Source organism: Neorhizobium galegae (genome assembly GCF_021391675.1).
GTDB classification, from domain to species: Bacteria; Pseudomonadota; Alphaproteobacteria; order Rhizobiales; family Rhizobiaceae; genus Neorhizobium; species Neorhizobium galegae_B.
The window spans coordinates 4,017,586-4,042,558 of the sequence record NZ_CP090095.1 but is presented as its reverse complement, the minus strand read 5'-3'; the positions used below and the strand labels follow the sequence as shown (position 1 = coordinate 4,042,558).

At 63.1% G+C, this 24,973-nt stretch carries 24 protein-coding genes and 1 pseudogene; 13 read left to right on the top strand and 12 right to left on the bottom strand.

The features are described from left to right. Positions 1 to 114 precede the first annotated feature (114 nt). Positions 115 to 1,020 (top strand): LysR family transcriptional regulator, encoded by a 906-nt coding sequence (locus tag LZK81_RS19745; protein WP_233954361.1) that lies wholly within the window; start codon positions 115 to 117, stop codon positions 1,018 to 1,020. Between the two features lie 75 nt (positions 1,021 to 1,095). Here LZK81_RS19745 and secA read toward each other — a convergent pair whose 3' ends face one another. After that, positions 1,096 to 3,807 (bottom strand): preprotein translocase subunit SecA, encoded by a 2,712-nt coding sequence (gene secA / locus LZK81_RS19740; RefSeq protein ID WP_046605342.1) that lies wholly within the window; start codon positions 3,805 to 3,807, stop codon positions 1,096 to 1,098. A 254-nt stretch (positions 3,808 to 4,061) separates the two neighbouring features. On the opposite strand from secA, the gene LZK81_RS19735 reads away from it, so the two are divergent. From LZK81_RS19735 to LZK81_RS19710, 6 genes and pseudogenes are all read left to right on the top strand, one after another. Further along, complete coding sequence (locus tag LZK81_RS19735) at positions 4,062 to 4,931, top strand: peptidylprolyl isomerase (RefSeq protein ID WP_046612343.1); 870 nt, start codon at positions 4,062 to 4,064, stop codon at positions 4,929 to 4,931. Between the two features lie 61 nt (positions 4,932 to 4,992). Continuing rightward, complete coding sequence (gene argJ / locus LZK81_RS19730; protein WP_233954360.1) at positions 4,993 to 6,234, top strand: bifunctional glutamate N-acetyltransferase/amino-acid acetyltransferase ArgJ; 1,242 nt, start codon at positions 4,993 to 4,995, stop codon at positions 6,232 to 6,234. Continuing rightward, positions 6,203 to 7,023, top strand: a pseudogene (locus LZK81_RS19725) (GNAT family N-acetyltransferase). Before argJ ends, LZK81_RS19725 begins: the two are co-directional and overlap by 32 nt. Next, on the top strand, positions 7,020 to 7,433 hold the full coding sequence (mutT, locus tag LZK81_RS19720; protein ID WP_233954359.1) for an 8-oxo-dGTP diphosphatase MutT: 414 nt from the start codon (positions 7,020 to 7,022) through the stop codon (positions 7,431 to 7,433). Before LZK81_RS19725 ends, mutT begins: the two are co-directional and overlap by 4 nt. A gap of 107 nt (positions 7,434 to 7,540) precedes the next feature. Further along, positions 7,541 to 7,861: a hypothetical protein gene (locus LZK81_RS19715; RefSeq protein ID WP_037081748.1), complete on the top strand. Its 321-nt coding sequence runs from the start codon at positions 7,541 to 7,543 to the stop codon at positions 7,859 to 7,861. 46 nt (positions 7,862 to 7,907) lie between these two features. Beyond that, on the top strand, positions 7,908 to 8,081 hold the full coding sequence (locus LZK81_RS19710; RefSeq protein ID WP_233954358.1) for a Flp family type IVb pilin: 174 nt from the start codon (positions 7,908 to 7,910) through the stop codon (positions 8,079 to 8,081). A gap of 5 nt (positions 8,082 to 8,086) precedes the next feature. On the opposite strand, the gene LZK81_RS19705 is transcribed toward LZK81_RS19710, so the two are convergent. Next, positions 8,087 to 8,959, bottom strand: a complete 873-nt coding sequence (locus LZK81_RS19705) for a class I SAM-dependent methyltransferase (protein ID WP_046605347.1) — start codon at positions 8,957 to 8,959, stop codon at positions 8,087 to 8,089. A 58-nt stretch (positions 8,960 to 9,017) separates the two neighbouring features. Here LZK81_RS19705 and LZK81_RS19700 point away from each other — a divergent pair, with 58 nt between their 5' ends. Genes LZK81_RS19700 through LZK81_RS19685 form a run of 4 tightly spaced genes read left to right on the top strand, consistent with a single transcriptional unit; the run spans position 9,018 to position 11,403 of the window. Next, positions 9,018 to 9,794, top strand: a complete 777-nt coding sequence (locus LZK81_RS19700) for a ComF family protein (RefSeq protein ID WP_046612347.1) — start codon at positions 9,018 to 9,020, stop codon at positions 9,792 to 9,794. Between the two features lie 59 nt (positions 9,795 to 9,853). Beyond that, positions 9,854 to 10,111 carry a glutaredoxin 3 gene (gene grxC / locus LZK81_RS19695; RefSeq protein ID WP_046605348.1) on the top strand — a complete coding sequence of 86 codons (258 nt, stop codon included), beginning with the start codon at positions 9,854 to 9,856 and terminating at the stop codon, positions 10,109 to 10,111. 12 nt (positions 10,112 to 10,123) lie between these two features. Then, a complete protein-coding gene (locus LZK81_RS19690) occupies positions 10,124 to 10,978 on the top strand; it encodes a carbon-nitrogen hydrolase family protein (RefSeq protein ID WP_233954357.1) in 855 nt (284 codons plus the stop codon). After that, the gene (locus tag LZK81_RS19685) at positions 10,975 to 11,403 is read left to right on the top strand and encodes a DUF1178 family protein (RefSeq protein ID WP_046605350.1); all 429 of its coding nucleotides are present in this window, start codon (positions 10,975 to 10,977) and stop codon (positions 11,401 to 11,403) included. The genes LZK81_RS19690 and LZK81_RS19685 overlap by 4 nt, the downstream gene beginning before the upstream one ends. Before the next feature lie 98 nt (positions 11,404 to 11,501). On the opposite strand, the gene ubiG is transcribed toward LZK81_RS19685, so the two are convergent. Continuing rightward, on the bottom strand, positions 11,502 to 12,266 hold the full coding sequence (gene ubiG, locus LZK81_RS19680; RefSeq protein ID WP_046605351.1) for a bifunctional 2-polyprenyl-6-hydroxyphenol methylase/3-demethylubiquinol 3-O-methyltransferase UbiG: 765 nt from the start codon (positions 12,264 to 12,266) through the stop codon (positions 11,502 to 11,504). After that, positions 12,263 to 12,553 (bottom strand): hypothetical protein, encoded by a 291-nt coding sequence (locus LZK81_RS19675; RefSeq protein WP_233954356.1) that lies wholly within the window; start codon positions 12,551 to 12,553, stop codon positions 12,263 to 12,265. The genes ubiG and LZK81_RS19675 overlap by 4 nt, the downstream gene beginning before the upstream one ends. A gap of 659 nt (positions 12,554 to 13,212) precedes the next feature. Between LZK81_RS19675 and LZK81_RS19670 the strand changes: the two genes are divergently transcribed. After that, complete coding sequence (locus LZK81_RS19670) at positions 13,213 to 14,106, top strand: alpha/beta hydrolase family protein (RefSeq protein ID WP_046605353.1); 894 nt, start codon at positions 13,213 to 13,215, stop codon at positions 14,104 to 14,106. Between the two features lie 45 nt (positions 14,107 to 14,151). Here LZK81_RS19670 and LZK81_RS19665 read toward each other — a convergent pair whose 3' ends face one another. The 8 genes from LZK81_RS19665 to LZK81_RS19630 form a co-directional block, all read right to left on the bottom strand. Continuing rightward, a complete protein-coding gene (locus tag LZK81_RS19665; protein WP_046605354.1) occupies positions 14,152 to 14,466 on the bottom strand; it encodes a hypothetical protein in 315 nt (104 codons plus the stop codon). A gap of 103 nt (positions 14,467 to 14,569) precedes the next feature. Next, positions 14,570 to 15,652 (bottom strand): ABC transporter ATP-binding protein, encoded by a 1,083-nt coding sequence (locus LZK81_RS19660; RefSeq protein ID WP_233954355.1) that lies wholly within the window; start codon positions 15,650 to 15,652, stop codon positions 14,570 to 14,572. A gap of 9 nt (positions 15,653 to 15,661) precedes the next feature. Then, positions 15,662 to 16,714: a carbohydrate ABC transporter permease gene (locus tag LZK81_RS19655; RefSeq protein ID WP_046612354.1), complete on the bottom strand. Its 1,053-nt coding sequence runs from the start codon at positions 16,712 to 16,714 to the stop codon at positions 15,662 to 15,664. Then, a complete protein-coding gene (locus LZK81_RS19650) occupies positions 16,714 to 17,730 on the bottom strand; it encodes a carbohydrate ABC transporter permease (RefSeq protein WP_046605357.1) in 1,017 nt (338 codons plus the stop codon). Before LZK81_RS19650 ends, LZK81_RS19655 begins: the two co-directional genes overlap by 1 nt. A gap of 195 nt (positions 17,731 to 17,925) precedes the next feature. Beyond that, positions 17,926 to 19,194 (bottom strand): ABC transporter substrate-binding protein, encoded by a 1,269-nt coding sequence (locus LZK81_RS19645; RefSeq protein ID WP_046605358.1) that lies wholly within the window; start codon positions 19,192 to 19,194, stop codon positions 17,926 to 17,928. 50 nt (positions 19,195 to 19,244) lie between these two features. Next, entirely contained in the window at positions 19,245 to 21,728 is a 2,484-nt protein-coding gene (locus tag LZK81_RS19640) for a hypothetical protein (protein ID WP_233954354.1), read from the bottom strand. A 7-nt stretch (positions 21,729 to 21,735) separates the two neighbouring features. Then, positions 21,736 to 22,572 (bottom strand): 5-dehydro-4-deoxy-D-glucuronate isomerase, encoded by an 837-nt coding sequence (kduI, locus tag LZK81_RS19635; protein WP_080952496.1) that lies wholly within the window; start codon positions 22,570 to 22,572, stop codon positions 21,736 to 21,738. Then, positions 22,569 to 23,669, bottom strand: coding sequence for a glycoside hydrolase family 88/105 protein (locus LZK81_RS19630; protein ID WP_046626840.1), 1,101 nt, complete (start codon positions 23,667 to 23,669; stop codon positions 22,569 to 22,571). The genes kduI and LZK81_RS19630 overlap by 4 nt, the downstream gene beginning before the upstream one ends. A gap of 147 nt (positions 23,670 to 23,816) precedes the next feature. Between LZK81_RS19630 and LZK81_RS19625 the strand changes: the two genes are divergently transcribed. After that, positions 23,817 to 24,866 (top strand): LacI family DNA-binding transcriptional regulator, encoded by a 1,050-nt coding sequence (locus LZK81_RS19625; protein ID WP_046605361.1) that lies wholly within the window; start codon positions 23,817 to 23,819, stop codon positions 24,864 to 24,866. Positions 24,867 to 24,973 lie beyond the last annotated feature (107 nt).

Below are 24,973 nucleotides of genomic sequence, written 5' to 3'. Positions count from 1 at the left end.
AACTGTTGTCCGATGGCTATCTCAAGGGCAGTCATGGCGGAAGGCGCATCGTTTGCATCAATTCAATGCGTCGGGCGCCATGTCATATCGAAGCGCCTGTGTTATGCTGCGCGCATGTCCAGACCCGATCTCAACCTGCTTTTCACCCTCGACGTTCTTCTGGCCGAAGGCAGCGTGGCGCGGGCGGCCAAACGGCTGCGGCTCAGCCAGTCGGCCATGAGCCGGGCCTTGGCGCGATTGCGCGAGACGACGGGTGATCCGCTGCTGGTGAGGGCCGGCCGTGGGCTTGTGCCAACGCCACGGGCGATCGAACTGCGCGAACGGGTCGGCGGCCTCGTGCAGGACGCGGAAGCGGTCTTGCGGCCAGTCGAGATGCTCGATCTCGGTAAGCTCGTCCGCACATTCACGCTGCGCACCAGCGAGGGTTTCGTCGAGAATTTCGGGCCTGGCCTCATCGCTCGTGTCAGCGCTCAGGCGTCCGGCGTCCGGCTGCGTTTCATCCGCAAGCCGGACAAGGACAGCGCCTCGCTTCGCGATGGAAGCGTCGATCTGGAAACCGGGGTCGTCGGCACGGCGATCGGTCCGGAAGTGCGGGCCCAGGCATTGTTCCGGGACCGTTTCATCGGCGTCGTGCGCAGCGGGCATCCGCTGGCCGAGGGCGAGATATCGGCTCGGCGATACGCGGCGGGCGACCATATCCTGGTCTCACGACGTGGGCTTGAAAGAGGGGCGGTCGACGAGGTCCTGGCAGCGTCGGGGCTGGAACGGCGGATCGTGACGATCGTAGACGGTTTCGCCACGGCGCTGGTTCTCGCCAGGTCTTCGGATCTGATCGCCAGCATTCCCGAGCGGCACAGCGGCAACCTGCGTGCCGGAATGTTCAGTTTCGCCCTGCCGGTCCAGGTGCCCGAGATTACCGTGTCATTGCTCTGGCATCCGCGGCTGGATGCCGATCCGGCTCACCGGTGGCTGCGGACATGTGTTCGGGAAATCTGCGCCGGGTCTCCAGCCGAAGGCTGATGCGATCTTTCCGGAAGGCGGACACGAAAACGCCGCCCAAGGGCGGCGTTCGCATCATCAGGTTTCGCGGAAGCCTCAGGCCTGCTCGAAGGCGCCGTGGCAATGCTTGTATTTCTTTCCGGACCCGCAGGGGCAGGCCTCGTTGCGGCCGATCTTGCCCCAGGTGGAGGGATCTTCCGGACGACGGTCTTCCGGTGCAGCGATGAAGTTCTCGCTATCGAAACCGGTGACCTGGTTGAGGCCGGTCGTCGGATCGACATGCTGTTCGTCGTAGATCGCCGGCGGCTGCGGCGGTTCCGGGTTCTGCACCAGCTCGACGCGCATCAGCTGTGCGGTGACCGCCTCGCGCAGGTTGGCAAGCAGGGCCTGGAACAGCTCGAAGGCTTCCGCCTTGTATTCCTGCAGCGGATCGCGCTGGGCATAACCGCGGAAGCCGATGACCGAGCGCAGGTGGTCGAGGTTGACGATATGCTCGCGCCACAGGTGGTCGAGCGTCTGGAGCAGCACGGAGCGCTCCACATAGGTCATGATATCGGCGCCGAAGCGTTCCTTGCGATCGGCCGCGGCCTTGTCGGCAGCCTCGGTGATGCGCTCCCGGATGTCGGTCTCGCCGATGCCTTCTTCCTTGACCCAGTCCTCGATCGGCAGGTCGAGGTTGAGCATCCGGTCGGCGTCTTCGCGAAGGCCTGCGGCATTCCATTGCTCGGCATAGGCGCGTTCGGGAATGTGCTTGGCGACGAGAACTTCGATCACCTCGTTGCGCATGTCCTCGACGGTCTCGGATACGTCTTCCGAGTCCATCATCTCGATGCGCTGCTCGAAGATCACCTTGCGCTGGTCGTTGGTGACGTCGTCGTATTTCAGAAGGTTCTTGCGGATGTCGAAGTTGCGGGCTTCGACCTTCTTCTGGGCGCGTTCGAGCGCCTTGTTGATCCAGGGATGGACGATCGCTTCGCCTTCCTTGAGGCCGAGCTTCTGCAGCATGCTGTCCATGCGGTCGGAGCCGAAGATGCGCATCAGGTCGTCCTGGAGCGACAGGTAGAACTTCGAACGGCCCGGGTCGCCCTGACGACCGGAACGGCCGCGCAGCTGGTTGTCGATGCGGCGGCTTTCGTGGCGTTCGGTGGCGATGACGTAGAGGCCGCCGGCGGCAAGCGCCTTTTCCTTGAGCTGCTTCACTTCCTCGCGGCTTGCCGCTTCCAGTGCATCGCGCTCCGGACCCGGCTCCATGCCTTCGAGCTCGCGTTCGAGGCGCATGTCGATATTGCCGCCGAGCTGGATGTCGGTGCCGCGGCCGGCCATGTTGGTGGCGATCGTCACTGCGCCCGGCACACCGGCCTGCGACACGATATAGGCTTCCTGCTCGTGGTAACGGGCGTTCAGGACCTGGAAATTGTTGAAGCCCGACTGGCGCAGCATGGTCGCCAGCAGTTCGGATTTTTCGATCGAGGTCGTGCCGACCAGGACCGGCTGGCCGCGTTCATGGGCTTGTTTGATCTCTTCGATGATCGCCTTGAACTTCTCGTCGAAGGTCCGGTAGACCTCGTCGTCCTCGTCGATACGCTGGATCGGCAGGTTGGTCGGCACTTCGATCACTTCGAGCTTGTAGATATTGCCGAACTCTTCCGCTTCGGTCTGGGCCGTACCGGTCATGCCGGCGAGCTTTCCGTACATGCGGAAATAGTTCTGGAAGGTGATCGAGGAGAGCGTCTGGTTCTCCGGCTGGATCTGCACCTTTTCCTTGGCTTCGAGCGCCTGGTGCTGGCCTTCCGAATAACGGCGGCCGGGCATCATGCGGCCCGTGAATTCGTCGATGATGACGATCTCGTCGTTGCGGACGATATAATCCTTGTCGCGGGTGAAGAGCTTGTGGGCCTTCAGCGCGTTGTTGATGTGGTGGACGATCGCGACGTTCTCGACGTCGTAGAGGGATTCGCCCTTCAGCAGGCCGGCCTGACGCAGCAGGTTCTCGAGCTTTTCGGTGCCGACCTCGGAGAAGTTTGCAGAGCGCTGCTTCTCGTCGATCTCGTAGTCTTCCGGCGTCAGGACCGGGATGAAGGCGTCGATCGTGTTGTAGAGTTCCGAACGGTCGTCGAGCGGGCCGGAGATGATCAGCGGCGTGCGCGCCTCGTCGACCAGGATCGAGTCCACTTCGTCGACGATCGCGTAGTTGTGTCCGCGCTGGACCATCTGGCTGCGCTCGTACTTCATGTTGTCGCGCAGATAATCGAAGCCCAGTTCGTTGTTGGTGGCGTAGGTGATGTCGCAGGCATAGTTGGCGTGGCGCTCTTCGTCGCTGAGGCCATGGACGATGACGCCCGTGGTCAGCCCGAGGAAGCCGTAGAGTTTACCCATCGTGTGGGCGTCGCGCTGGGCCAGGTAGTCGTTGACGGTGACCACATGGACGCCCTTGCCGGCGAGCGCGTTGAGGTAGACGGGCAGCGTCGCCACCAGCGTCTTGCCTTCGCCGGTCTTCATCTCGGCGATCGCGCCATCGTGAAGGATCATGCCGCCGGTCAGCTGCACGTCGAACGGGCGCATGCCGAGTACGCGGCGGGACGCCTCGCGCACCACCGCAAAGGCGGGGATCAGGATGTCGTCGAGCGTCTTGCCCTCGGCGAGCAGTTTCCTGAACTCCACCGTCTGGGCTGCGAGCTGTTCGTCGGAGAGAGCCTTGGTCTTCTCCTCGATTGCATTGATGGCGTCGATGGTCGGCTGGTAGCTGCGCACGCGGCGATCGTTTGCCGAACCGAACAATTTGCGGGCGATGCCGCCAAGGCTGACCATACGAATGGTCCTTTCTGAAATCTGTCCCATGGGGGCGCGGGACCGGTCGAACCATCGGTTTCTGATGCCGATAAAATGACCCGTCACGCCCGGAAACTCTGCTGGACGCCAAGTTGCGTGACAGATAAGAGGGGGGTCGAATGATGTCAACGGTGGCGGCCGATACAGAATGGCCACAATCCGGTGTTTGTGAAGGTTTTCTGGCCGGAATCAGACGTTCTGAAACCGGCATCCTTATCGAAAGGTCTTTATCGATGTTGCGCCACAAATTTCTCATGACGGCCGCGCTGGCCGCCGCGATCCTCTGCCAGGCTCCCGCCTTTGCGGCGGAGGATACGGTCGTTGCCAAGGTCGGTGACCTGGAAATTCACCAGTCGGAACTGGATATTGCGGTTCAGAACCTCGACCCGCAGCTCGCCCAGCTTCCGGACGACCAGAAGAAGGTCGCAGCCCTTTCCGGCGCCATCGACGTCAAGCTGCTCGCCAAGGGCGCTCTCGCCGAAGGCATCAAGGATACGCCGGACTTCAAGAAGCGGATGGACTATATTGCCGACCGCGAGCTGCATAACGCCTACTTCCGCAAGCATGTGATCGACGCCACCACCCCGGCAGAGGTCAAGGCTCGTTACGACAAGGAAATCGCCTCCCTGCCGAAGCAGGAAGAAGTGCATGCCCGTCACATCCTGGTGAAGACCGAGGACGAGGCCAAGGCGATCATCGCCGATCTCGACAAGGGCAAGGATTTCGCCGCGATCGCCAAGGAAAAGTCCCAGGATTCCAACAAGGATGAAGGCGGCGACCTTGGCTGGTTCGGCCGCGGCCGCATGGTCCCGGAATTCGAAGAAGTCGCTTTCACGCTGAAGAAGGGCGAATATTCCAAGACGCCGGTCAAGTCGCAGTTCGGCTATCACGTCATCAAGCTGGAAGACACGCGCGATGCTCCGGCGCCGGCTTTCGACCAGGTCGAGGACCAGGTCAAGCAGCTTGTGATGCGCGACAAGTACGTCGCTCTCATCACCAAGGCCAAGAGCGAGCAAAAGATCGACATCAAGGATGCGGCCCTCAAGAAGGGCTATGACGACGTCAGCAAGATGCAGGACGGTGCCGTCCCGGCCCAGCAGTAATCTTTTGACGACGGGCCCGGATCTTCCGGGCCCTTTTCCTATTTGAGCCAGGTAATTTCCGATGTCCGATTCCGTTTCGCCGCTCGCTCCGAAATCCTATCCCGACATGCCGGCGATCCGCGGCGTGCGCATGGCGACTGCCGCCGCCGGGATCAAGTACAAGAACCGCACCGACGTGCTGCTGATGGTGTTCGACGAGCCGGCGACCGTCGCGGGCGTCTTCACCCGCTCCAAGTGCCCTTCGGCGCCGGTCGATTTCTGCCGCGCCAATCTGTCGCATGGGGTGGCGCGTGCCGTGGTCGTCAATTCCGGCAATGCCAATGCCTTTACCGGCATCAGGGGCAAAGCCGCGACTGAACTCACTGCCAAATCGGCCTCCGAGGCTGTCGGCTGCGGCGAGAACGAGGTCTATCTGGCTTCGACCGGCGTGATCGGCGAGCCGCTCGACGCGACGAAATTCGCAGGCGTGCTCGGCGACATGAACACCGGCGCCACCGGCAACTTCTGGCTCGAAGCTGCCAAGGCGATCATGACCACCGACACCTATCCGAAGGTCGCGACCCGCATTGCCGAAATCGGCGGCGTCAAGGTGACGATCAACGGCATCGCCAAGGGCGCCGGCATGATCGCGCCGGACATGGCGACGATGCTGTCCTTCGTGGCGACCGATGCGGACATCGCGTCGCCGGCGCTGCAGAGCCTGCTTTCCGCCGGCGTCGGCCCGACCTTCAATTCGGTCACCGTCGATAGCGATACCTCGACCTCCGATACGCTGATGCTGTTTGCCACCGGTGCCGCCGCCGACGATGGGCAAGCCCGCGTCGAGACCGCCGACGATCCACGCCTGACGAGCTTCCGCGCGGCGCTCAACGACCTGCTCAAGGATCTGGCCCTGCAGGTCGTTCGCGACGGTGAAGGTGCCCGCAAGATGGTCGAAATCACCGTCACCGGTGCCGAGAGCGATGCCGCAGCCAAGGCGATCGCTCTTTCGATCGCCAACTCGCCGCTGGTCAAGACCGCGATCGCCGGCGAAGACGCCAATTGGGGCCGTATCGTGATGGCCGTTGGCAAGTCGGGCGAGATGGCTGACCGCGACCGGCTGGCGATCTGGTTCGGCGATGTGCGCGTTGCCGTCGACGGCGAGCGCGATCCGGCCTATTCCGAAGCCGCGACCACCGCTGTCATGAAGGAACAAGACATTCCGGTGAAGGTCGATATCGGTCTCGGCAACGGCCGGGCGACCGTCTGGACCTGCGACCTCACCAAGGAATATGTTGCCATCAACGGCGACTATCGGAGCTGACAGGAATTGAACGAAGCATCTTCTCCTCAGAACGATCTGCCATTGGTCAGGCGGCTCGAAGCCGTGGGCTTTCGGGCCTGGCCGGCGGCGTCTGTCGTTTATGACGGAAGCTGGCAGGTGCGGCTGACCGGCGGCCATCCTTCCAAGCGCCTGAACTGCATAGTGCCGCTCGACCCGTCGGATCACCGCGACATGGCGATGCGGCTCGAGAAGGCGCGCAAGCGGTTCGAGAATTATGGCCGTCAGTTGGTCGTCCGGGAGACGCCGCTCGCCCCTCCCAAGCTCATCGACCATCTCGATGCCGCCGGCTGGCGGGTGTTCGAGACTGTCGACGTTCTGACCGTCAACCTTACCGAACTGGAATTGCCGGACACGCTCGATCACCTGCCGAGCCACGATATCGGCCGGTTCTGCGATGCGAGCCTTGCGGTCGATAGCGAGGACCCGGCGCTGAAGCCGGCGCTTGCCGAGATCCTGAGTTCGATCAAGCCGATCTCCGGCTTCTTCATCAAGGAGAATCCGCAGGAAGGAGCCGCGGCCGTGGCGCTCTGCGTCCAGGACAACGATCTTGCCGGCATCATCTCCTTTGCCGTGGCCAAAGCGCATCGGCGCGAGGGCATCGGCACCGAAATCCTGTCTTCGGCGCTGCGCTGGGCTCGTATCAGCGGTGCGCGTTCGGCTTGGCTGCAGGTGGTCTCGACCAACGAACCGGCGATGGCGCTTTATCGAAAATTCGGCTTCCGCAAGGCCTACGAATACCGTTACTGGCGGCAGGAAAGCCGGGCATGAGCGACGCCCCCCGCAAGATCCTGCTCGTCGCCGCCTGCGCGCTGATCGATACCGACGGTCGCGTCCTTCTGGCGCAGCGTCCGGAAGGCAAGTCGCTGGCCGGTCTCTGGGAGTTTCCCGGCGGCAAGGTCGAGCCCGGTGAGACGCCCGAGGAGACGCTGGTGCGCGAGCTCGAGGAAGAACTGGGCATCCAGACCAAGATCCCGTGCCTTGCGCCGCTCACCTTCGCCAGCCACACCTACGAGACCTTCCACCTGCTAATGCCGCTCTATGTCTGCCGTCGCTTCGAAGGTATTCCGACGGGAAGGGAAGGGCAGGCGATCAAATGGGTGCGGCCGAACGCGCTCAGGGACTACCCGATGCCACCGGCCGACGAGCCGCTGATCCCGATCCTGCAGGATCTGCTCTGATCGATAAAATTAGAGCGGCCGAATTCATACGGCGTTAAGGGATCGTTTAGCCGATTGTGGCACCTTCATGGCTTATCCGGTAACGCGTTGATGAGGCTTTAGAAGGCATGGACGAGGAATTCTGGAAAACTGTGCGGGTCCGTCAGCGGGCGACGCATGGCTCCGGCAAAACCGGCGCGCTCAATATCGCTCTTCTGTTCGGGACGGCCGCGATCGCTCTTTCGCTGATCGTGACGCCGATGCTCGCTGGCCGCAATGATGAGCGCCGACTGGCGCATGTCCAGGAGGATTTCGACCTGATCAGCACGGGCTCCATCAAGCCCGGCGAAAAGGGCGCAAGGCATTATACGATCCGGCGCAGCGTGCTGCAGGAAACGCCCGGCTCGGTCTGCATCGTGCAGGGCTATGGCGTCGGCAGCGACTGCTGACGCCAGGGGCTTTTTGGCCCCGCTCATGTTGATTGAAGGATATTCCATGCGCCTTTTCAGGTTTCTTCTGAAGAATAACAGCGGCGCAACGGCCGTGGAATATGGCCTCATCGCTTCAATTCTGGCGGTAACGCTGTTTATCGCGCTCGGCAGTTATTACGACCTCATGAACAACATGTTCGGCGGCATCGCGAATATATACGAGGACGCTACCCGCTAACGCTCCTATTCCGTTTCCCTGCGCAACGCATCGGCCAGCCGCATCTTGGCCGAACCCGGCTTCAACGGCTTCTGCTGGCTTTCGTGCGGGGCCCAGCCGGATGCGTAGATGATCGAGAACGTGGCGCGGATGCGGCCGTCCGGATCGGAATAACGTTCCGCATAAAGCTCTGCAGCCCTTACGAAGAAACGCCTCGTGACCGGCACGCGGCTGCGGCCTGCGAGGGGGTTGGTCATGCCCATGGCGCGTAAATCGCGCATCAGCGGGAAGAGCGAGTCGTAACGCACCGTGTAGGTCTCGGCATCGACGACCGGCAGCGAGAAGCCGGCCCGCTGCAGCAGGGCGCCGACATCGCGGACATCGGCAAACGGAATGACGCGGGGGCTCGCGCCACCGGTCAGTTCCGCCTCGGCAGAGAGAAGGACGTCGCGCATTTCCTGCAGCGTGCCCGAGCCGGGGATCGCCGCCAGAAAAAGCCCGTCGGGCTTCAGCGCCCGGCGGATGCGGATCAGCGTGCCGGGCATGTCGTTGACCAGGTGCAGCGAGAGCGGCGACAGGACCAGATTGACGGATTCGGGTTCCAGGGGGACGTCTTCGAATGGAGCCGTGGTGAAGGCGTCTCCGGGCCTTGCGAAGGTGGCATCGGTCTCGACGCGGCTCAAGGTGCCGACCTTGCCGGTGGCCAGCGCTTCGCGAGCGGCGATGCCGGTTCCGCCATGAAGTTCGACCGCGGTCTCGAACTTCCGTTCGACGACCGCCAGCCGGTCTGCAAGCTCGCGGCCGGCAATGTCCAGAAGGAAGGCGGCATTGCTGTCCTTGGCGGCTATCGCGCGTCTGCGCCGTGCACTCACCAGCTGTTCGTCGAAAAGAATTTCCATGGCCGTCCACTCGTATTCTGGCGTCGCAAAAGCGCGCTCCGTCCGCTATTGTCAAGTCATGTCCGCCGAGCCCAACGTCAATGCGCTGCGACTTTTAGGATCGTTTGCCGTGGGGTGGACGAAATGGGTGGGCGATCTCGTCTATCCTCCGACCTGCCCCGGCTGCGGTGTGCGAACGGGCGCGCATCAGGGCTTCTGCCCCGCCTGCTGGCGGGAGATCCGGTTCATCGAGCGGCCCTATTGCGAGACGCTCGGCCTGCCGTTCTCCTACGATCCGGGGCCTGGCATTCTGTCGGCGCAGGCGATTGCCGAACCGCCCGTCTTCGACCGCCTGCGCTCCGCGGCAATCTTCGAGGGCGCGGCCCGCGACCTCGTCCATTCGCTGAAATACCGCGACCGCACCGATCTCGCGCGCATGATGGCCGGCTGGATGCTGCGCGCCTCCGATGGTTACGTCTCTAACTGCGACGGCATCCTGCCGGTGCCGCTGCATCGCTCGCGTTTCGCCTCGCGGAAATTCAATCAGGCGGCAGAGCTTGCCCGGCATCTGTCGCGAAAATCCGGCCAGCCGTTCCTGCCGTCCACGCTCATCCGCGTCAAACGCACGAACCGGCAGGTGGGGCTTTCGGTGCGGGCCCGGGAGGACAATATGCGGGCGGCCTTCGAGATCGCGCCGGGCCATGAGGATCGCGTCTTCGGCAAGCGGCTGGTGCTGGTCGACGACGTCTATACGACCGGGGCGACGGTTTCATCCGCCACTCGCGCATTGAGGCGAGCGGGCGCCGCCGAGGTCACGGTTTTGACCTTTGCAATGGCTATTGCCGGGCCTATATGACAGAAGAAGACACTATTGCGCGCGGCCTTTTTCCCGCCCGGCCGCGCCCGGAGACGATCATGGCAGAGGTCACTATCTATACCCGCGAATATTGCGGTTACTGCGCGCGCGCAAAAGCTTTGCTGGACACCAAGGGTGTGGCCTATACCGAGCATGACGCCACCTATTCGCAGGAACTGCGTCAGGAGATGATCGGCAAGGCGAACGGTCGCTCGACCTTCCCGCAGATCTTTATCGACGGCACACATGTCGGCGGCTGCGACGATCTGCACGCACTCGACCGGGCCGGCAAGCTGGACCCGATGCTGGCGCACTGAGAGGTATCTACCATGGCTTTCAAAGCTGCCGCCATCCAGATGTGCTCCGGCGTCGATCCGGAAAAGAACGCTGCCGACATGGCGCGGCTGGTGCGGGAAGCTGCGGCTCACGGCGCGATCTATATCCAGACCCCGGAGATGACCGGCTTCCTGCGGCGGGACCGCAAGGCCATGCGTGCCGTGCTGCGCGACGAGGCAGGCGATATCATCGTTTCGACCGCCCGCAGCCTCGCGAGCGAACTCGGCATCCATCTGCATGTCGGCTCGACGGCGATTGCGGTCGATGGCGGCAAGATCGCCAACCGCGCCTTCCTCTTTGCGCCCAGCGGCCGGCAGGTCTGCACCTATGACAAGATTCATATGTTCGATGTCGATCTGGACAATGGCGAGAGCTGGCGCGAAAGCTCGGCCTACGAGCCCGGCAGCGAAGCGCGCGTCGTCGACCTGCCGTTCGGCAAGCTCGGTTTTGCGATCTGCTACGACGTCCGTTTTCCGCAGCTTTTCCGGACAGAAGCCTTGGCCGGGGCCGAAATCCTGACCGTGCCGGCCGCCTTCACCCGCCAGACCGGCGAGGCCCATTGGGAAATCCTGCTGCGTGCCCGTGCGATCGAGAACGGTGCCTTCGTGATCGCCGCCGCTCAGGCCGGCGTGCATGAAGACGGCCGCGAGACATTTGGCCATTCGATGATCGTCGATCCCTGGGGCAGGGTGCTGGCATCCGCCGGCGGCAGCGGCGAGGGCGTCGTGCTGGCCGAGATCGATATTGCCGCCGTTGCTGCGGCGCGGGGGAAGATCCCGAACCTCAAGAACGCCCGCGAGTTCTCGCTCGATGCGGTTACGGACGCGGCGGGAGAGGTGGCCGCTTGATCAAGTATTCCCTCTCCTGCGACAATGCCCACACGTTCGAAGGCTGGTTCTCGGAAAGCGCCGATTTCGACCGGCAGGTGGCGAGCGGGTTCCTCACCTGTCCGGTCTGCAATTCCGCCTCGATCTCCAAGACGCTGATGGCGCCCTCTGTTTCGACCGCCCGAAAGAAGGAAGAGAAGCAGGCGATGGTGATGGATCTCGCCCGCCAGGAGGCTATCGCCAAGCTCAAGGAAGCGGTTGCGGCGATCAGGGCCAATGCCGAGGACGTCGGCGAAAAGTTTCCCGAGGAAGCCCGCAAGATTCACTATGGCGAGGCGGATGCCCGCGGCATCATCGGCCAGGCGAGCCTCGGCGAGGTGCGCGAACTGCTCGACGAGGGCATTGAGATCGCGCCGCTGCCGATCATTCCCGAAGACGCGAACTGAACGAGCGGCAATGGCCGGCGTTGGTGCTCTGGTGGAGCGAGCGCATACTCACGCCCCTATCGCGGCTGCAATACTACCGCGGATCAGCTTTCTCAAAATCACGCCGGCCGCTTGGCCAGCATCATGTAGTTGACGTCCATATCCGGCGACAGATTCCAGCGATCCTGGAGGGGGTTGAAGAAGACGCCGGTGCGATGGATGATGTCCATGCCGGCTGAGGAGATCGGTCTTTCGAGCTCTTCCGGGCGGACCAGCTTTTCGTATTGATGGGTGCCGCGGGGCAGCCAGCGCAGGATGTTCTCGGCGGCAAAAATCGCCAGCGCTCCGGCCTTGAAGGTGCGATTAATGGTGGCGACGAACATCAGGCCGCCGGGGCGGACCATGTTGGCGCAGGTGGTGATGAAGAAATTCACGTCCGAAACGTGCTCCACGACCTCCATGTTCAGCACGACGTCGAACGTCTCGCCGGCTTCGGCGAGCTGCTCGGCGGTAACGGCGCGGTAGTCCACCGAGGTTCCGGTTTCCGCCGCATGGGTGGAGGCGATGCCGATGTTCTTTTCCGACGGGTCGGCGCCGACGACAGTCGCGCCCATGCGGGCGATCGGCTCGGAGAGCAGCCCGCCGCCGCAGCCGATATCGAGGATGCGCAGGCCGGAAAGCGGCAGGTGGCTCTTCGGATCCCGGCCGAAATTTTCGCAGATGCGGTCGCGGAGATAGGCGAGGCGCACGGGGTTGAACTTGTGGAGCGGCTTGAACTTGCCGGTCGGGTCCCACCACTCCGCGGCCATGGCGGAAAACCGGTCGACTTCGCTTTGGTCAATCGTAGTACGGGGATCGATCGTGCTGCGGGCGGCTTCGGTCATGGCTCGACTCCTTGTTCCGATGTTGAAGTCGGATGCAGCGGACGAGAAGTCAAGAGATGTTTCTTGGCGCGCCGCCTTGCCGCAACGAAGATGCAGGCGCGGAGCACGTCGAGATTCGGTTCATCGATGGCTAGCTGCTGAAGCTTCTGCATGGTCTGTCTGAAGAGTTCATAATGTTGCGGTTCGCGATTGGCGATGCAATGCGGAAGATCGGCGCATGCCTTGCCGCTCAAACCGATTTCCTGCTGGGCGCGAACTTTCCAGTTCTGATGCATCGATGGCAGCATCGGGCCGCTGCAGACACGCCGGCGGCGGCAGGCGCGCAAACGGCAGAAGCCGCTGTCCAGAAAGCAGATCGACGCCGTGGCGCGGCATAATTCCTCATGCTGTTCGGCGCGAAGCTTTTCGTAATCGCTAAGGTCTGGCTTATCCATGTTCTTCCTTGCCTAATCTCAAGGCGTACTCATCCCTTGGTGCTTTTGCGTTTCATCCTCGGGTTAAACCCGAGGATCGGCCGGGACACGTCGTGTGCCTCGTATGAAATTAGTTAGGTGACACGCGACGTGTCCCGTTCGGTGTATTTTTCCGCGCAACTCCGGTCCCTCTGCGGCGGCATGGGCTTATTTCCTTGCGGATGCCATACCGGGTTGTGTGCGACACACGCACGCCCCGCCATAAGGCGAGAGGGAGACCATTTTCTGCGCAGCCCCTGACAACCCGCCTGCATGACGGCAGACCACCAAGGCACCGGTCCCATCTCGCCGGTTATGCGGGCCGGTGTAGCCGAAACGGGACGAAGGGATTTTAGGCATGGATCGTAAGGCGGGGATGCGAGGGGATGAGTTTTCGTCTATGTCTTTGAAAAGGTGCAGGGCACAGAAGGCAGTCGTCCTCGCTTCGGGACAAGGAGGGCGGGGCAAGGGTGGAAAGCCGGGAGGAGGGCAAGATGGCGATCACGGTTGAGCGATTGAAGGAGCTGCTTGCCTTCGAGGAGGTCTCCATGACGCTGGCGGACAGTTCGGCGGAGATCCACGACGGCTATATTCTCGAAAGGTTGCGTTTTCGGCTAGAGGATGGCGCGGAGGTCCGGGGCTTCCTCACCCGGCCGAGCGAAGGGTTTCTCACCCGCGGCCCGGCGATCGTCTATGCGCATGCACATGGCGCCCGCTGGGATATCGGCGCATCCGAACTGATCGACGGCCGACCGGCCCTGCTCGATGCCCCCGGGCCGGTTCTGGCGCGCGAGGGATATGTGGCGCTCTGCATCGACATGCCGACGTTTGGCGAGCGCGCCGGGGTGACCGAGGAAGCGGCGACCAAGGCGGCGCTCTGGCACGGCAAAACGCTGTTCGGGCAGATGCTTTCCGAACAGGCGGCGGCGCTGACCTGGCTCGCCGGCCGGCCGGAGGTCGATCCGCAAAGGATCGGCGTCTCGGGGCTGTCGATGGGGGCGACGCTTGCCTATTTCCTGGCGGCGATCGATCCGAGGGTGAAGGCGACGGCGCATCTGTGTTGTTATGCGGATTTCGCGACGCTGGTCAAAATCGGCGCCCATGATCTGCACGGGCATTACCTGACCGTGCCGGGGCTGCTCAAGGAGACCTCGATCGGCGAAATTGCCGGTCTGGTGGCGCCGCGGCCGCAGCTGATCTGCATCGGCTGCGACGACCCACTGACACCGCCGGCGGCGGTGGACTGTGCATTCGCCGAGACGGAGGCCGCCTATCTCAAGGCGCAAGCGATCGGTGCGCTGGTATTCCTGCCAGAGGTGGGTGTCGGGCACCGCGAGACGGAGGCAATGCGGAGGGCAACGTTGGCCTTCTTCAAGGGCTATCTGTAAAGGGGGACGCGCAGGTCAAAAGCGGTCGTAGAGGCTGCGGCTTGCTCAACCTGCCTTGATCGCTCGCATCTGCCGGTCGAGCGTATTGTACGCTGCCTGTATAATGTCGAGATCCTTCATGGCGCCGATCGCGGCAATCTCCTTCATCAGCTCGCCAATTGCGGTATCGATGGCGGGGGCGGGCCTAGCGGCAGCAGCGGCCGCGGCAGTTGCAAGCCCTTCGGCAGAACCGCCAAGAACGTAAAAAAGTTCTATCGCGGCCACGAGACAGGCCTGGCTACGCTGCTCCTGGTCGAAGGTGAAATTTTCACCCACGCTTGCCGTTACCAGTGCGACAGCTCTGTTCTGATACTCGCCCATGATCTTTCCCGATGATGACGCTTAGCCCCAGGGGCATATTAGCGTTCATTTTCTTATCATCGGGTTATCAGCTTGCCCTAATGAACCGCCGCAAGGCGGCGGTTCATGTCCCCTTCACCCTCAATCCATTCCGATCGAACAGGTGCAGCGGAGCGCCGGCGACGGAGAGGTAAGCTTCGTCGCCCGGGGAAATGAGCTTCTGGCCGGGAACGACGGCGAGGAGCTTTTCGCCTTGTAGATCCGCGTGGATGACCGTTTCCGAGCCGAGCGCTTCGACGAGGCGCACCTTCACCTTAAGGCTTCCCGGATCATTGGCGAGCGTGATGTGCTGTGGGCGGATGCCGATCGTCAGCTTGTCGCCGACGGACAGGGAATGGCCCGAGAACGGCACGAGCAGGCGGTGGCCGCCCGCGGTCGTAAGCGTCGCCGTGCCGGTTTCCAGCTCGGCGACCTCGCCGGCCAGGAAGTTCATGTGGGGTGCGCCGATGAAGCCGGCGACGAAGCGGTTGGCGGGCGTGTTGTAGAGGTCGAGCGGGGTGCCGACCTGTTCGATCTTGCCGGCGCGCATGACCACGATGCGGTGGGCCAATGTCATCGCCTCAACCTGGTCGTGGGTAACGTAGATCATCGTCGAGCCGAGGCGGGCGTGGAGAGCGGCGAGTTCCGCACGGGTCGAGACGCGCAGTTCGGCGTCGAGGTTCGACAGCGGCTCGTCGAGCAGGAAGGCGGTCGGGCGGCGCACGATGGCGCGGCCGATCGCGACGCGCTGGCGCTGGCCGCCGGAAAGCTGGCCGGGCCGGCGTTCGAGATAGGGCTCGATCTCCAGCATGCGGGCGGCTTCGGTGATGCGCTCGGCCACCTCGGCCTTGGGCATGTTGGAATTTTCAAGGCCAAAGGCGAGGTTCTGGCGCACGCTCATGTGGGGATAGAGCGCATAGGACTGGAAGACCATGGCAAGGCCGCGGTCGGCGGCTGACACTTCGTTGACGCGCTTGCCGTCGATCTCGATCTCGCCGCCGGTGACCTTTTCAAGGCCGGCGATGGTGCGCAGCAAGGTCGATTTTCCGCAGCCGGACGGGCCGACGAAAACGATGAACTCGCCGTCCTTGATATCGAGGTCGATGTCCTTCAGGACGTCGACTGCGCCGAAGGACTTCTTGATTTTGGTGAGGGTGATCTCGCCCATCGGTGATCCTTACTTCAGGCCGGTGCCGGCAATGCCGGTGGTGATGAAACGCTGCAGGAAGATGAAGACAAGCACGACCGGGATCATGGTCACGACCGTCATCGCCAGGATGAAGTGCCACTGGACGTTCAGTTCGCCGGAATAGATGCTCAGCCCCACTTGAAGGGTATAGAGTTCGCGCCGCGACAATACGATCAGCGGCCACAGGAAGTCGTTCCAGCGCCAGACGACCGAGAAGATCGCCAGAACCGCGAGCGCCGGTGCCGTCAGCGGCAGGACGATACGCCAGTAGATCTGCCATTCGGACGCCTTGTCCATGCGCGCGGCGTCGATCAGCTCGTCGGGGATGGTCAGCATGTACTGACGCAGGATGAACACGCCGGTCGGTGTCGCGACCGTCGGCAGGATGACGCCCCAGAGGTTGTTGAACAGGCCGAGCGACGAGATGATCGAATAGAGCGGCACCATGATCACCGAGAGCGGCACCATCAGCGTCGCAAGGATGATCAGCATGGCGAGCGAGCGGCCGCGGAACTCGTATTTCGACAGCGCGAAGGCGGCCATGGAATTGACGATCAGGGTGATCAGCGTCGCCGTCACCGTCACGAAGACCGAGTTCCACAGGTAGCGCAGGAAATCGAACTGGGTGAAGGGCGTCGTGTAGTTTTCCGTGGCGAACGAGACCGAACGTACCGGGGTGCGGTCGTTGATGTTGACGCGGACGATTTCTCCGGGCGTCGTCGGATCGACCATCTGGGCGACGAGACCGATGCGGCGCACCTCGGCCAGCACCTTGGTCGAACCGTCCGGCATCTTGGCTTCGAAGAGCTGCAACGGCTTGTCGTAACCCTGGACTGTCGCCTGGCTGGTGACGTAGGGCAGGATCGACGGCGGGAATTCGGCAAGGGCTGCCGGCGTCTTGAAGGACGAGAAGGCGAGCCAGACGGCCGGGCCGAACATGATGATCAGGCCGCCGACGAGCCAGACCCAGGTGACGATATCCGTCCAGTGCCAGCTTTTGCCGCCGCGGCGGCGCAGAATGAAGCGAGAGGCGACACCCATCAGCGTTTCCCCTTCTTTTCGCCACGCTGGCCTATGCCGAGCTGGATCAGTGTCAGGACGACGAGCACGAGGCCCATCAGGATCGAGGCGGCTGCGGCAAGGCCCGGATTGCGGAGCGTCGAGGCAAAGCCGGTCTCGTAGATGTACTGGGTCAGATAGAGCGTGCTGGTGCCCGGACCGCCGCCGGTCAGCACGTAGACCTCGTCGAAGATCTGCACGGCCTTGATCAGGGCGAGGACCACGACGACCAGAAGGTTCGGCGCGAGAAGCGGCAGCGTGATGCGCCGGAAGACGCGCGCCGGCTTGGTGCCGTCCATCTCGGCAGCTTCATAGAGATCCTTCGGGATCGCCTGCAGGCCGGCGAGCAGGATCAGAGTGTAGAGGCCCATATGCGCCCAGATCGAGACGCCGATCGTGGCGATGAAGGTCCAGTTGCGGTCGGTAAGCCAGGTATAGGGCTCGATGCCGAACTGGTAGAGGCCGAAATTCAGGAGGCCCTGGCGCTGCAGGATCCACTTCCAGATCAGGCCGACCACGACGGGCGACAGGAGGACCGGGAAAAAGAACACGGCGCGCCAGAAGGAGCGGGCGGCGAGATCGCGGTTGAGGATCAATGCCGTAATCAGCGACAGGCCGATCATCAGCGCCACCTGCAGGATCACGAACCAGAACGTGTTGCCGACGGCGGCCCAGAAGGCATCCTCCTGGCAGGACATCGGGTCGAGGTAGTTCGTGCAGGTGAAGAGGCGCTGATACTGCTCGGCGCCGACGAAATTGCGCTCGGAAAGGAAGAAGGCTGTGCCGCCGGTCATCGAATAGACGAAGTTGATGACGAGGGGCAGGAGCACGAAAATGCCGAAGATCAGCATGTTCGGGGCGAGGAACACGGCCGCCATGCCGCCGATGCCGGCCGCTTTCTGGACGGCGCGGAGCGGTATGTCGATGATGCGCATCAGGAGATGCACGGGCGCCATGAGAAGGCTGCCGAGACGGTCTGTGAGAGACGTCGTGCTCATGTTCGTATTCCATCCCTCCTTGTCTTCTTGTCCGGATGGCGAGGCTCGCCCCTCATCCGCCTGCCGGCACCTTCTCCCCGCGGGCGGGGAGAAGGGATATGCCGCGCCGTCGCCGGTCCCCCTCGCCCCGCTTGCGGGTAGAGGGTGCGCCGAGCGGAGCGGAGGCGGGGTGAGGGGCTCACCCCAATGCTGTCATCAAAGGCCGCTGTCCTTGACCTTCTGGGCGATGTCGGCGTCGATGCGCGTGAAAGCGTCATCGAGTTTCAGTTCGCCGGCCAGCGTCTGACCGACGCGGGTGACGATCGCGGCATAGACCGTGTCGGACCAGCGCCAGCCGGGCAGCTTCAGGGCGGTATCGGCCGTGGTCTTGGATGCCTCGACATATTTGGTCAGGGCAGCCTTGGCGAAGGCGTTGTCGGTCTTGAAATCGAGGCCGCCCTTGTCGACGACGCCCTTGTGGCCAGGCAGGAAGAGGGTGCGCTCGGAGAATTCCTTGACGACTTTCTCCTGGGCGAACCAGTCCATGACGGCGGCGACGTCCTTCGGGTTCTTGGTATATTTCACGGCGACGAGTGCCGCGCCGCCGGGCATGCCGGTGCAGGCTGCCGGGCCGCAGGGGCTGCCGGTCGCCACCCAGTCAAAGCTGTTGCCGATCTTGGTGGTGAGGTTCGCCACCTGCCAGGAACCGGAATAATAGAAGGCGAGCTGGCCGTTGATGAAATCTTCGGCCGCGGCACGGTAGGTCGAGCCGGCAGCCGAGACCCAGACGTCCTTGGCAAAGGAGCCTTCGCCGACCCAACCGACGAACTTGGTCAGGAAGTCCTTGGCGCCCTTGTCGAGCGGAGCCGGCTTGCCGTCCTTGCCGACATAGTTGGCGCCGTAGGACAGGAGCGGAGCAGTCAGGCGGTGGCCGGAGCGGTCGATCGCCATGGCGAACGGAAGCTTCTGGCTATCCTTGACCTTTTTGGAAGCAGCCGCCCATTCTTCCCAGGTGGCCTTGGGGCCTGGAAGCGGAACGCCCGCCTGGTCGAACAGGGTCTTGTTGGCATAACCGCCGGTCAGGGTGATCTGCGTCATGAAGCCGGAGATCTGCTTGGAGCCGTCCGGACGCATCCAGTCGGCCTGGGCGCCGAAATTATCGTCCCAGTACTTGGCGTCCTTGACCAGCGGGCGCAGGTCGAGCCAGTGCCTGGAGAGGTCCTTGATCGCCGTGACGCGGGCGATGTCCGGGCCGTTGCCGGCTTCGAGCTGCACGGGCAGCTGGTCCTTGATGACGCTGTAGGCAACGTTGTCGAGGATGACGTTGATGCCCGGGTTTTCCTTCATGAAACGGCCGACGAGGTCCTTCATGACGTCGCCTTCGACGCCGTCCGAATACCACATGATCCGCACGTCGCCGGCATGTGCTGCCGTCGACATGAGAAGGGCGAGCGCAGCGCCCGCCAGAAGCGATTTGGTTTTCATGCTCATTTCCTCCTCTGAATGGACGGGCCTCCACCCGTCCGGTTTTTAGATCACGAAGCGCTCAGCATCGTTGCTTCGCCTTTTACTGTGTAATCCGCCCGCGCGATGACGCGGCCTTCGGCTTCCACGGAGCCGTCTTTCCTGAAGCGGACGGTACCATATTCCGGGTCCTCGACAACGACGGTGCCATCGGATTCCTGTCTTGGGGCGAGTCCGCTGAAGCGGTACTCGACGGCAGTGAGATTGTCCGCTTCGCAGACGCGGACGATCCAGCGGGTCTTCTGGCCGTACTGGCGCAGTTCAGCCCCTGCCGACGGGCCTTCGGTGACGGCCTCCAGCTTCGAGGCGGTGCGCAGCATGACGGCGCCCTTGCCGGAGCGGGCAAGCGCCACGCCGCCGGAAACAAGCGTTTCGTCGAACTCGGCCTTGGGGAACCAGGCATGGGTGAAATCCGGCTGTTCCTCATAGGTGGTGAATTCGAGGACGGCGAGGCCGCGATACTGCTGGGCGCGCGGAATGGTGCCGCAGCCGCCCCAATAGGATGGTCGGCCGTAGCCGAACTGGATGGTTTCGCCTGGATGGTTGATCCAGATCGCCGCTTCCGGTTTATCGCCGAGACGCAGGTGCAGGATGGTTTCCTGGTAACCCCATTCGTCCCAGCGGTAATGAACCGTCGAGCCCATGGCGAAGTGCTCGCCCTTGTAGTGATAGAGAGCGGCAAAGGAGTTTTCGCCCTGGGCGAAACGCCATTCCTGGTGCTGGCTCCCGCGGTGATCGGCAATCGCGGCGAACTCGGCCGGGATTTCGAGACCATGGTCGCGCAGGCAGACGGCCATCTGCGGCAGGCAGTGGACGCGGCGGCCATACCAGCCCTTGCCCCAGAGCAGGCGGGCGACGCCGGACAGTTCCAGCGAGCGGCCGGCACAGAGCGTGTGCTCGTAGGAGCGGCCCTGCGCTGCCGTCACCATGCCGTGATGGGCGGAGCGGGCCATGATTTCGCAGAGGCGGACGATGCCGGCCTTGGCGCGGTCGGCGATATCCCTGTCAGGCGAAAGGGCTGCAAGCGCCGTCAGGCCCTTGAGATCGATCGGGAAATAGGGGGCGGAGTTGAACTCGGCCATTTCCCAGTGCTCGAAATGGTCGAGCCAGGCGCGGACGCGGGCGGCACCGACCTTTGCCTGCTCCGAACCCTTGCGGCCGGAGCGGACGAAGGTGGCGTCGGGCAAGAGACTGCCGCCGAGATAGGCCGAGGTGTGGAACAGCAGCGCGTGGTTTTCGGAGAAATACCACTGCACATCGTTACCCGGCTCATCCATCCAGTAGCGGTAGTTGAGGATGGCGCCGTCGATGCGGGCACGGGTCTTCTCGTTGATGTCCTTGCCCCAGACGGTGCGCGACCAGATGAGCGGCACCAGCGAGAAGTCGGCGCAGTCGTGGCAATCCTCGATCGAGGGCAGGATTTCCTCGATCATCGCATCCGTATCGGGCCCGGAACGGCCGCTCGCGAGACGGGCGAAGGCGCGCACTGTATCGCGTTCGGAATTCTCGGAAATCTGCGTCAGGGTCTCGGTGATACGATCGCTCAGCGATGCAGGAGCCTGTCCCTGGCTTTCGGCGTGGCAGATCTCGACGCCGAGCGAACGGGACACGACGAAGCCGCCGGCATTGAGGGTGATGCGGAAGTGGCGGAAGTCGGCGGGCGCCTTTTCCGACGGGCCGATATTGAGGCTGGTGGCGCCGGCGGCCAGGGTGAAGTCGAAATCGAAGCGCTCGCGCGACATGAAATCGCCTTCGACCGCGACATTGACCTTCACCTCGACCGGCAGGGGCGCGGAGAGAAGCAGGGTGATATCGCCGCCGAAATAGTGCTGGCGGTCGAAATACATGGTGTCGAGCGCCTTTTCGAGGCTTGCGGCGACGGGGCTCGTGACAGGAACCGGCAGGGCGACACTGGCGGCCGGGCCGGAGACGTAGTCGAACTGATAGAAATAGCGGGCGTCACGCTCGGCAAGATCATCGAAGAACAGCGTGATCTCGTTGAGGCCGGCGACCAGCGGCAGTTCGAATTCCTGCTTGGCTTCGAGATTGCGGCTGTAGGGCGCCATCCAGCCGGCTTCCTCGCCGTTGACCCAGATGACCGCGCCGCCGCAGGTGCCGAGGCGAATCTTTGCGGTGCCGGCGGTTTCTGCTTCGATATAGGTGCGGGTCCAGCTGGCAAGCCGGGTCGGGCGAAACCAGAAGCCGGAGAGATCGAGCCGCGGCGAACCGAAAGGCAGCCACCAGCGGGTGGCATCGAAGGAGCCGCGGACATCCGGGCGCTTGCCGCGATAGGTCTCGGCAAAGATGGTGCGGCAGGGATATTCGTGCGGAATGAAGTTCTTGACCTTGGTCAGGAAGAAGAACGGGTCCATCTCGCCCTTCATCGGGGCATCGGGCACGTCGAAACGCTCTTCGGCGATGCCGCCGAGCTGCCAGTACCGGACGGCTTCGCCCGGCTTTAACGTCTTTCGCATCCAGTTTGCTTCGGGATTCATGGCAGTCTTATCTCAGCTCGCTCAGGGCCACGGGGGCCACGTCGTTGTATTCCTGGTTTTCGCCGGTCATGCCCCAGACGAAGGCGTATTGTGCGGTGCCGGCGCCCATATGGATTGACCAGGCGGGCGAGAGAACCGCGTCAAGGTTCTTGACCACGAGATGGCGCGTCTCTTCCGGGCGACCCATCAGGTGGATGACCCGTTCCTCTTCCGGCAGGTCGAAATAGCAATAGGCCTCCATGCGGCGCTCATGCAGATGAGGCGGCATGGTGTTCCAGATGCTGCCGTCGGCAAGATCGGTGATGCCGAGCAGAAGCAGGCAGGACGGCGTGACTTCCGGATGGATGTACATGCGCAGGTTCCGCAGATTGGCGCGCTTGGGATCGCCGAATGTCAGCATCTTGGATTCCGCCCGCTTGATGAGGCGGTGCGGAATGTCGGCGCCTGCAGGAACGGAGTTCATGTAGAAGCGGGCCGGCTTTTCGGCCGAGGCGCTGGCGACGGAGATTTCCTGGGCGCCGCGGCCGACATAGAGCACGTCGCGGTTTTCCAGGGTGAAACTCTTGCCGTCGATCGAGACGACGCCGGTGCCGCCGAGATTGGCTATGCCCATTTCACGGGCCGACAGCAGGAAGGGCGTGCCGATCTCTTCGCCCGAACCGAAGCTCAGGGTGGACGATGTCGGAACCGCGCCGCCGAGGATCAGCCGGTCGACATGGGTATAGGTGAAGCTGACCTTGTTCGCCTGGAAAAGGTCTTCCATCAGGAATTCGGCGCGCAGGCGCGCGGTGTCGTAGGTCTTGATGTCGTTGGGGCCAGCCCCGTAGAGAACCTTCATCGTCATGCCGCCTCGTCTCCCGGTTCCACATGCCGGATGGCTTCGGAGAGGCAGAGGATCGAAAGCGCCTGTCCGTAGCCGGTCGGCTGGATCGGGATATCCCGATAGAATTGCAGATCATGGCCCATGCGCGTCCCATAGGAGACGTTGAGCACGGTGCCTGTTTCGTCGATATTGGCGAGCACCGCTTCAACGGCCTTGAGGCCGGCGACGCGCCATTCATGGGTGCCGAGGCCGAGGCGGTAACCCTTGAGCAGGCCGTAACCAAAACCCGCCGTCGCCGAAATCTCCTCGTAGGAGGACGGGTCGTCGAGCAGGGTGCGCCAGGCGCCGGAAGCGGCCTGCAGCGGCAGCAGTGCATTGACCTGCGCCGTCAGCACGCCGAGCAGGAAATCCTTTACCGGCTTCGAAACCTCGGCGAGATCGAATAGGTCGAGCATGCCGGCGGTGATCCAGGCATTGCCGCGCGCCCAGCGGGCTTCCGCAAAATTATGACGGCCCTGGAACGTCCAGCCGTGGAACCAGAGGCCGGTCTTCGTGTCGGCGAGGTAACGGGAATGGACGAGGAACTGCTTTGATGCCTCATCGACCAGCTCGCGGCGACCGCTCGCCTCGCCGTAGGAGGCGAGGAAGAGGGCGACCATATAAAGCGTATCGTCCCAGAGCTCGTCGTCATTGACCTTGTCGGAGACGTGGTGCTCGAAGGCGCCTTCCTCGGTGCGGCCCATTTGCGCCATGACGCGGTCTGCCCAGGCGTCGAGAACCGGCTTCCAGCGCGGGTCGCGGGTTTCGCGCCAGAGGACGGAAAGGCCGAGCATCGGTGCCGTGGTGTTGACGTTGAGCGTCGGGAGCCCGGCTTCGATGCGGGACGCGTACCAGTTCTCGATCAGCGTCTTCAAATCTTCGCGACCGGTGAACAGCCACAGACGGATCAGGCCGTAGAGGCCGACGCCCTGCGGCCATTCCCAGCTTTCGAAAGAGATATAGTCGCCAGCGGTCCCGTCGAGATTGGGTTCGTGGAAACGGCCATCGTCGCGAAGCCCGGTCATGCCGGTCACGAGGCGGTCAAGCTTTTCACGGATGTCCCGGGCTGAAAGGCCCATGTCTCAATTCCTCCCTTTGCTGCAGCATTTGCTGCGCAGCATTTTCGATCCGCTTCTCCCGAGCGATGGCCCCATGAAAACATCTGAAAATTGATTGCGCAATCTGAAAATTTTTTGCAGTGTGCGCATCGGTGATGGGAGGACGTGATGGCGACGACGATCGTGCCGGGCAAGCGCGGCAAGAAAAGCCGGCGGGTGCGGCTGGAGGATATTGCGGGAAAGGTGGGCGTGTCGCTGAGCACCGTGTCACGGGCACTGGCCGGCGAGAAGGGCGTGCGCGCGGACATCCGCCAGCGGATCATGGAGGCGGCGAAGGACGCCAATTACGCGATGCCGACGCCGGTCGCCGGCAAGAAGGTAATTCTGGCAGCTTCGAGCGCGGCGATGATCGATTACGTCCGCAACCAGTTCACGCTCTACGTCCTGGAAGGGTTGCGGGACCGCGCCCAGGCTCTCGGGCTCGACATCGTCACCCGCGCCGTCGCTGATCAGTCGGAGGAAAAGGTGGTGCTGGAAGAGGCGCGGGTCGATCCGGACGTTGCGGGACTGCTGTTTCTGACCGTCGACGACGAAGGAATGCTCGAGGCCACCCGCGGCTTCGGCAAGCCGGTCGTGCTGATCAACGGTGACGATCCGATGATGCGGCTGTCGAGCGTGACCCCCTGCAATCGGTCGGCGGCGCATATGGCCACCGACTATCTCATCCGGCTGGGCCACAAACGCATCCTCTTCCTGATGCGTCCGGGCCGGCGGACGATCGACCGGCGCCGCGAAGGCTGGCAGGATGCCTTCCAGCATCACGGTTTGCCTTGTCCCCCGGATCTCGTCGTGCCGGTCGAGGACTGGCTGCCGGAGCTCGCCGCCCAGGCGATCAGCGAGCGGTTGCGCAGGAACGGGCCTGATTTTACGGCCGTGCTGACGGCGGGCGACAGTCTCGCCGTCGGCGCGATGATGGGGGTCCAGCAGATGGGTTATACCGTGCCGGGCGACGTTTCGGTGATGGGCATGGACGACCTGCCGCAGGCCGCCTTCCTCAACCCGCCGCTGACCACCGTGCATATTCCGATGCGCGAACTCGGGGCCGTGGCACTCGATCTTTTGCGGGACGGGATGACCGGATTTGCAAATCCGGCGCGGCGGGTGGAACTTGCTTGTCACATTGCTGAGCGGCAGTCGACCGGGCCGGCCAAAGGCTAACCCCGGCCAAGACGTTTATTCATGCGCCATTCAGAGCCGTGCTGGAACAATGGGAATGTCTCGAACATTGATATCCGGCGAAATCCGTTCGGCAGTTGGTCAGTCCG

What these genes read in the sequence shown, in the direction of transcription:
- LZK81_RS19700 (WP_046612347.1), top strand. Translation starts at nt 9,018, where the DNA reads ATGTCCGCCGAGCCCAACGTCAATGCGCTGCGACTTTTAGGATCGTTT.
- LZK81_RS19650 (WP_046605357.1), bottom strand. Translation starts at nt 17,730, where the DNA reads ATGAGCACGACGTCTCTCACAGACCGTCTCGGCAGCCTTCTCATGGCG.
- LZK81_RS19705 (WP_046605347.1), bottom strand. Translation starts at nt 8,959, where the DNA reads ATGGAAATTCTTTTCGACGAACAGCTGGTGAGTGCACGGCGCAGACGC.
- LZK81_RS19735 (WP_046612343.1), top strand. Translation starts at nt 4,062, where the DNA reads ATGTTGCGCCACAAATTTCTCATGACGGCCGCGCTGGCCGCCGCGATC.
- LZK81_RS19710 (WP_233954358.1), top strand. Translation starts at nt 7,908, where the DNA reads ATGCGCCTTTTCAGGTTTCTTCTGAAGAATAACAGCGGCGCAACGGCC.
- LZK81_RS19660 (WP_233954355.1), bottom strand. Translation starts at nt 15,652, where the DNA reads ATGGGCGAGATCACCCTCACCAAAATCAAGAAGTCCTTCGGCGCAGTC.
- LZK81_RS19665 (WP_046605354.1), bottom strand. Translation starts at nt 14,466, where the DNA reads ATGGGCGAGTATCAGAACAGAGCTGTCGCACTGGTAACGGCAAGCGTG.
- LZK81_RS19625 (WP_046605361.1), top strand. Translation starts at nt 23,817, where the DNA reads ATGGCGACGACGATCGTGCCGGGCAAGCGCGGCAAGAAAAGCCGGCGG.
- LZK81_RS19745 (WP_233954361.1), top strand. Translation starts at nt 115, where the DNA reads ATGTCCAGACCCGATCTCAACCTGCTTTTCACCCTCGACGTTCTTCTG.
- kduI (WP_080952496.1), bottom strand. Translation starts at nt 22,572, where the DNA reads ATGACGATGAAGGTTCTCTACGGGGCTGGCCCCAACGACATCAAGACC.
- LZK81_RS19655 (WP_046612354.1), bottom strand. Translation starts at nt 16,714, where the DNA reads ATGGGTGTCGCCTCTCGCTTCATTCTGCGCCGCCGCGGCGGCAAAAGC.
- LZK81_RS19670 (WP_046605353.1), top strand. Translation starts at nt 13,213, where the DNA reads ATGGCGATCACGGTTGAGCGATTGAAGGAGCTGCTTGCCTTCGAGGAG.
- mutT (WP_233954359.1), top strand. Translation starts at nt 7,020, where the DNA reads ATGAGCGACGCCCCCCGCAAGATCCTGCTCGTCGCCGCCTGCGCGCTG.
- LZK81_RS19675 (WP_233954356.1), bottom strand. Translation starts at nt 12,553, where the DNA reads ATGCTGCCATCGATGCATCAGAACTGGAAAGTTCGCGCCCAGCAGGAA.
- LZK81_RS19645 (WP_046605358.1), bottom strand. Translation starts at nt 19,194, where the DNA reads ATGAAAACCAAATCGCTTCTGGCGGGCGCTGCGCTCGCCCTTCTCATG.
- LZK81_RS19690 (WP_233954357.1), top strand. Translation starts at nt 10,124, where the DNA reads ATGGCTTTCAAAGCTGCCGCCATCCAGATGTGCTCCGGCGTCGATCCG.
- LZK81_RS19630 (WP_046626840.1), bottom strand. Translation starts at nt 23,669, where the DNA reads ATGGGCCTTTCAGCCCGGGACATCCGTGAAAAGCTTGACCGCCTCGTG.
- LZK81_RS19715 (WP_037081748.1), top strand. Translation starts at nt 7,541, where the DNA reads ATGGACGAGGAATTCTGGAAAACTGTGCGGGTCCGTCAGCGGGCGACG.
- LZK81_RS19640 (WP_233954354.1), bottom strand. Translation starts at nt 21,728, where the DNA reads ATGAATCCCGAAGCAAACTGGATGCGAAAGACGTTAAAGCCGGGCGAA.
- argJ (WP_233954360.1), top strand. Translation starts at nt 4,993, where the DNA reads ATGTCCGATTCCGTTTCGCCGCTCGCTCCGAAATCCTATCCCGACATG.
- ubiG (WP_046605351.1), bottom strand. Translation starts at nt 12,266, where the DNA reads ATGACCGAAGCCGCCCGCAGCACGATCGATCCCCGTACTACGATTGAC.
- secA (WP_046605342.1), bottom strand. Translation starts at nt 3,807, where the DNA reads ATGGTCAGCCTTGGCGGCATCGCCCGCAAATTGTTCGGTTCGGCAAAC.
- grxC (WP_046605348.1), top strand. Translation starts at nt 9,854, where the DNA reads ATGGCAGAGGTCACTATCTATACCCGCGAATATTGCGGTTACTGCGCG.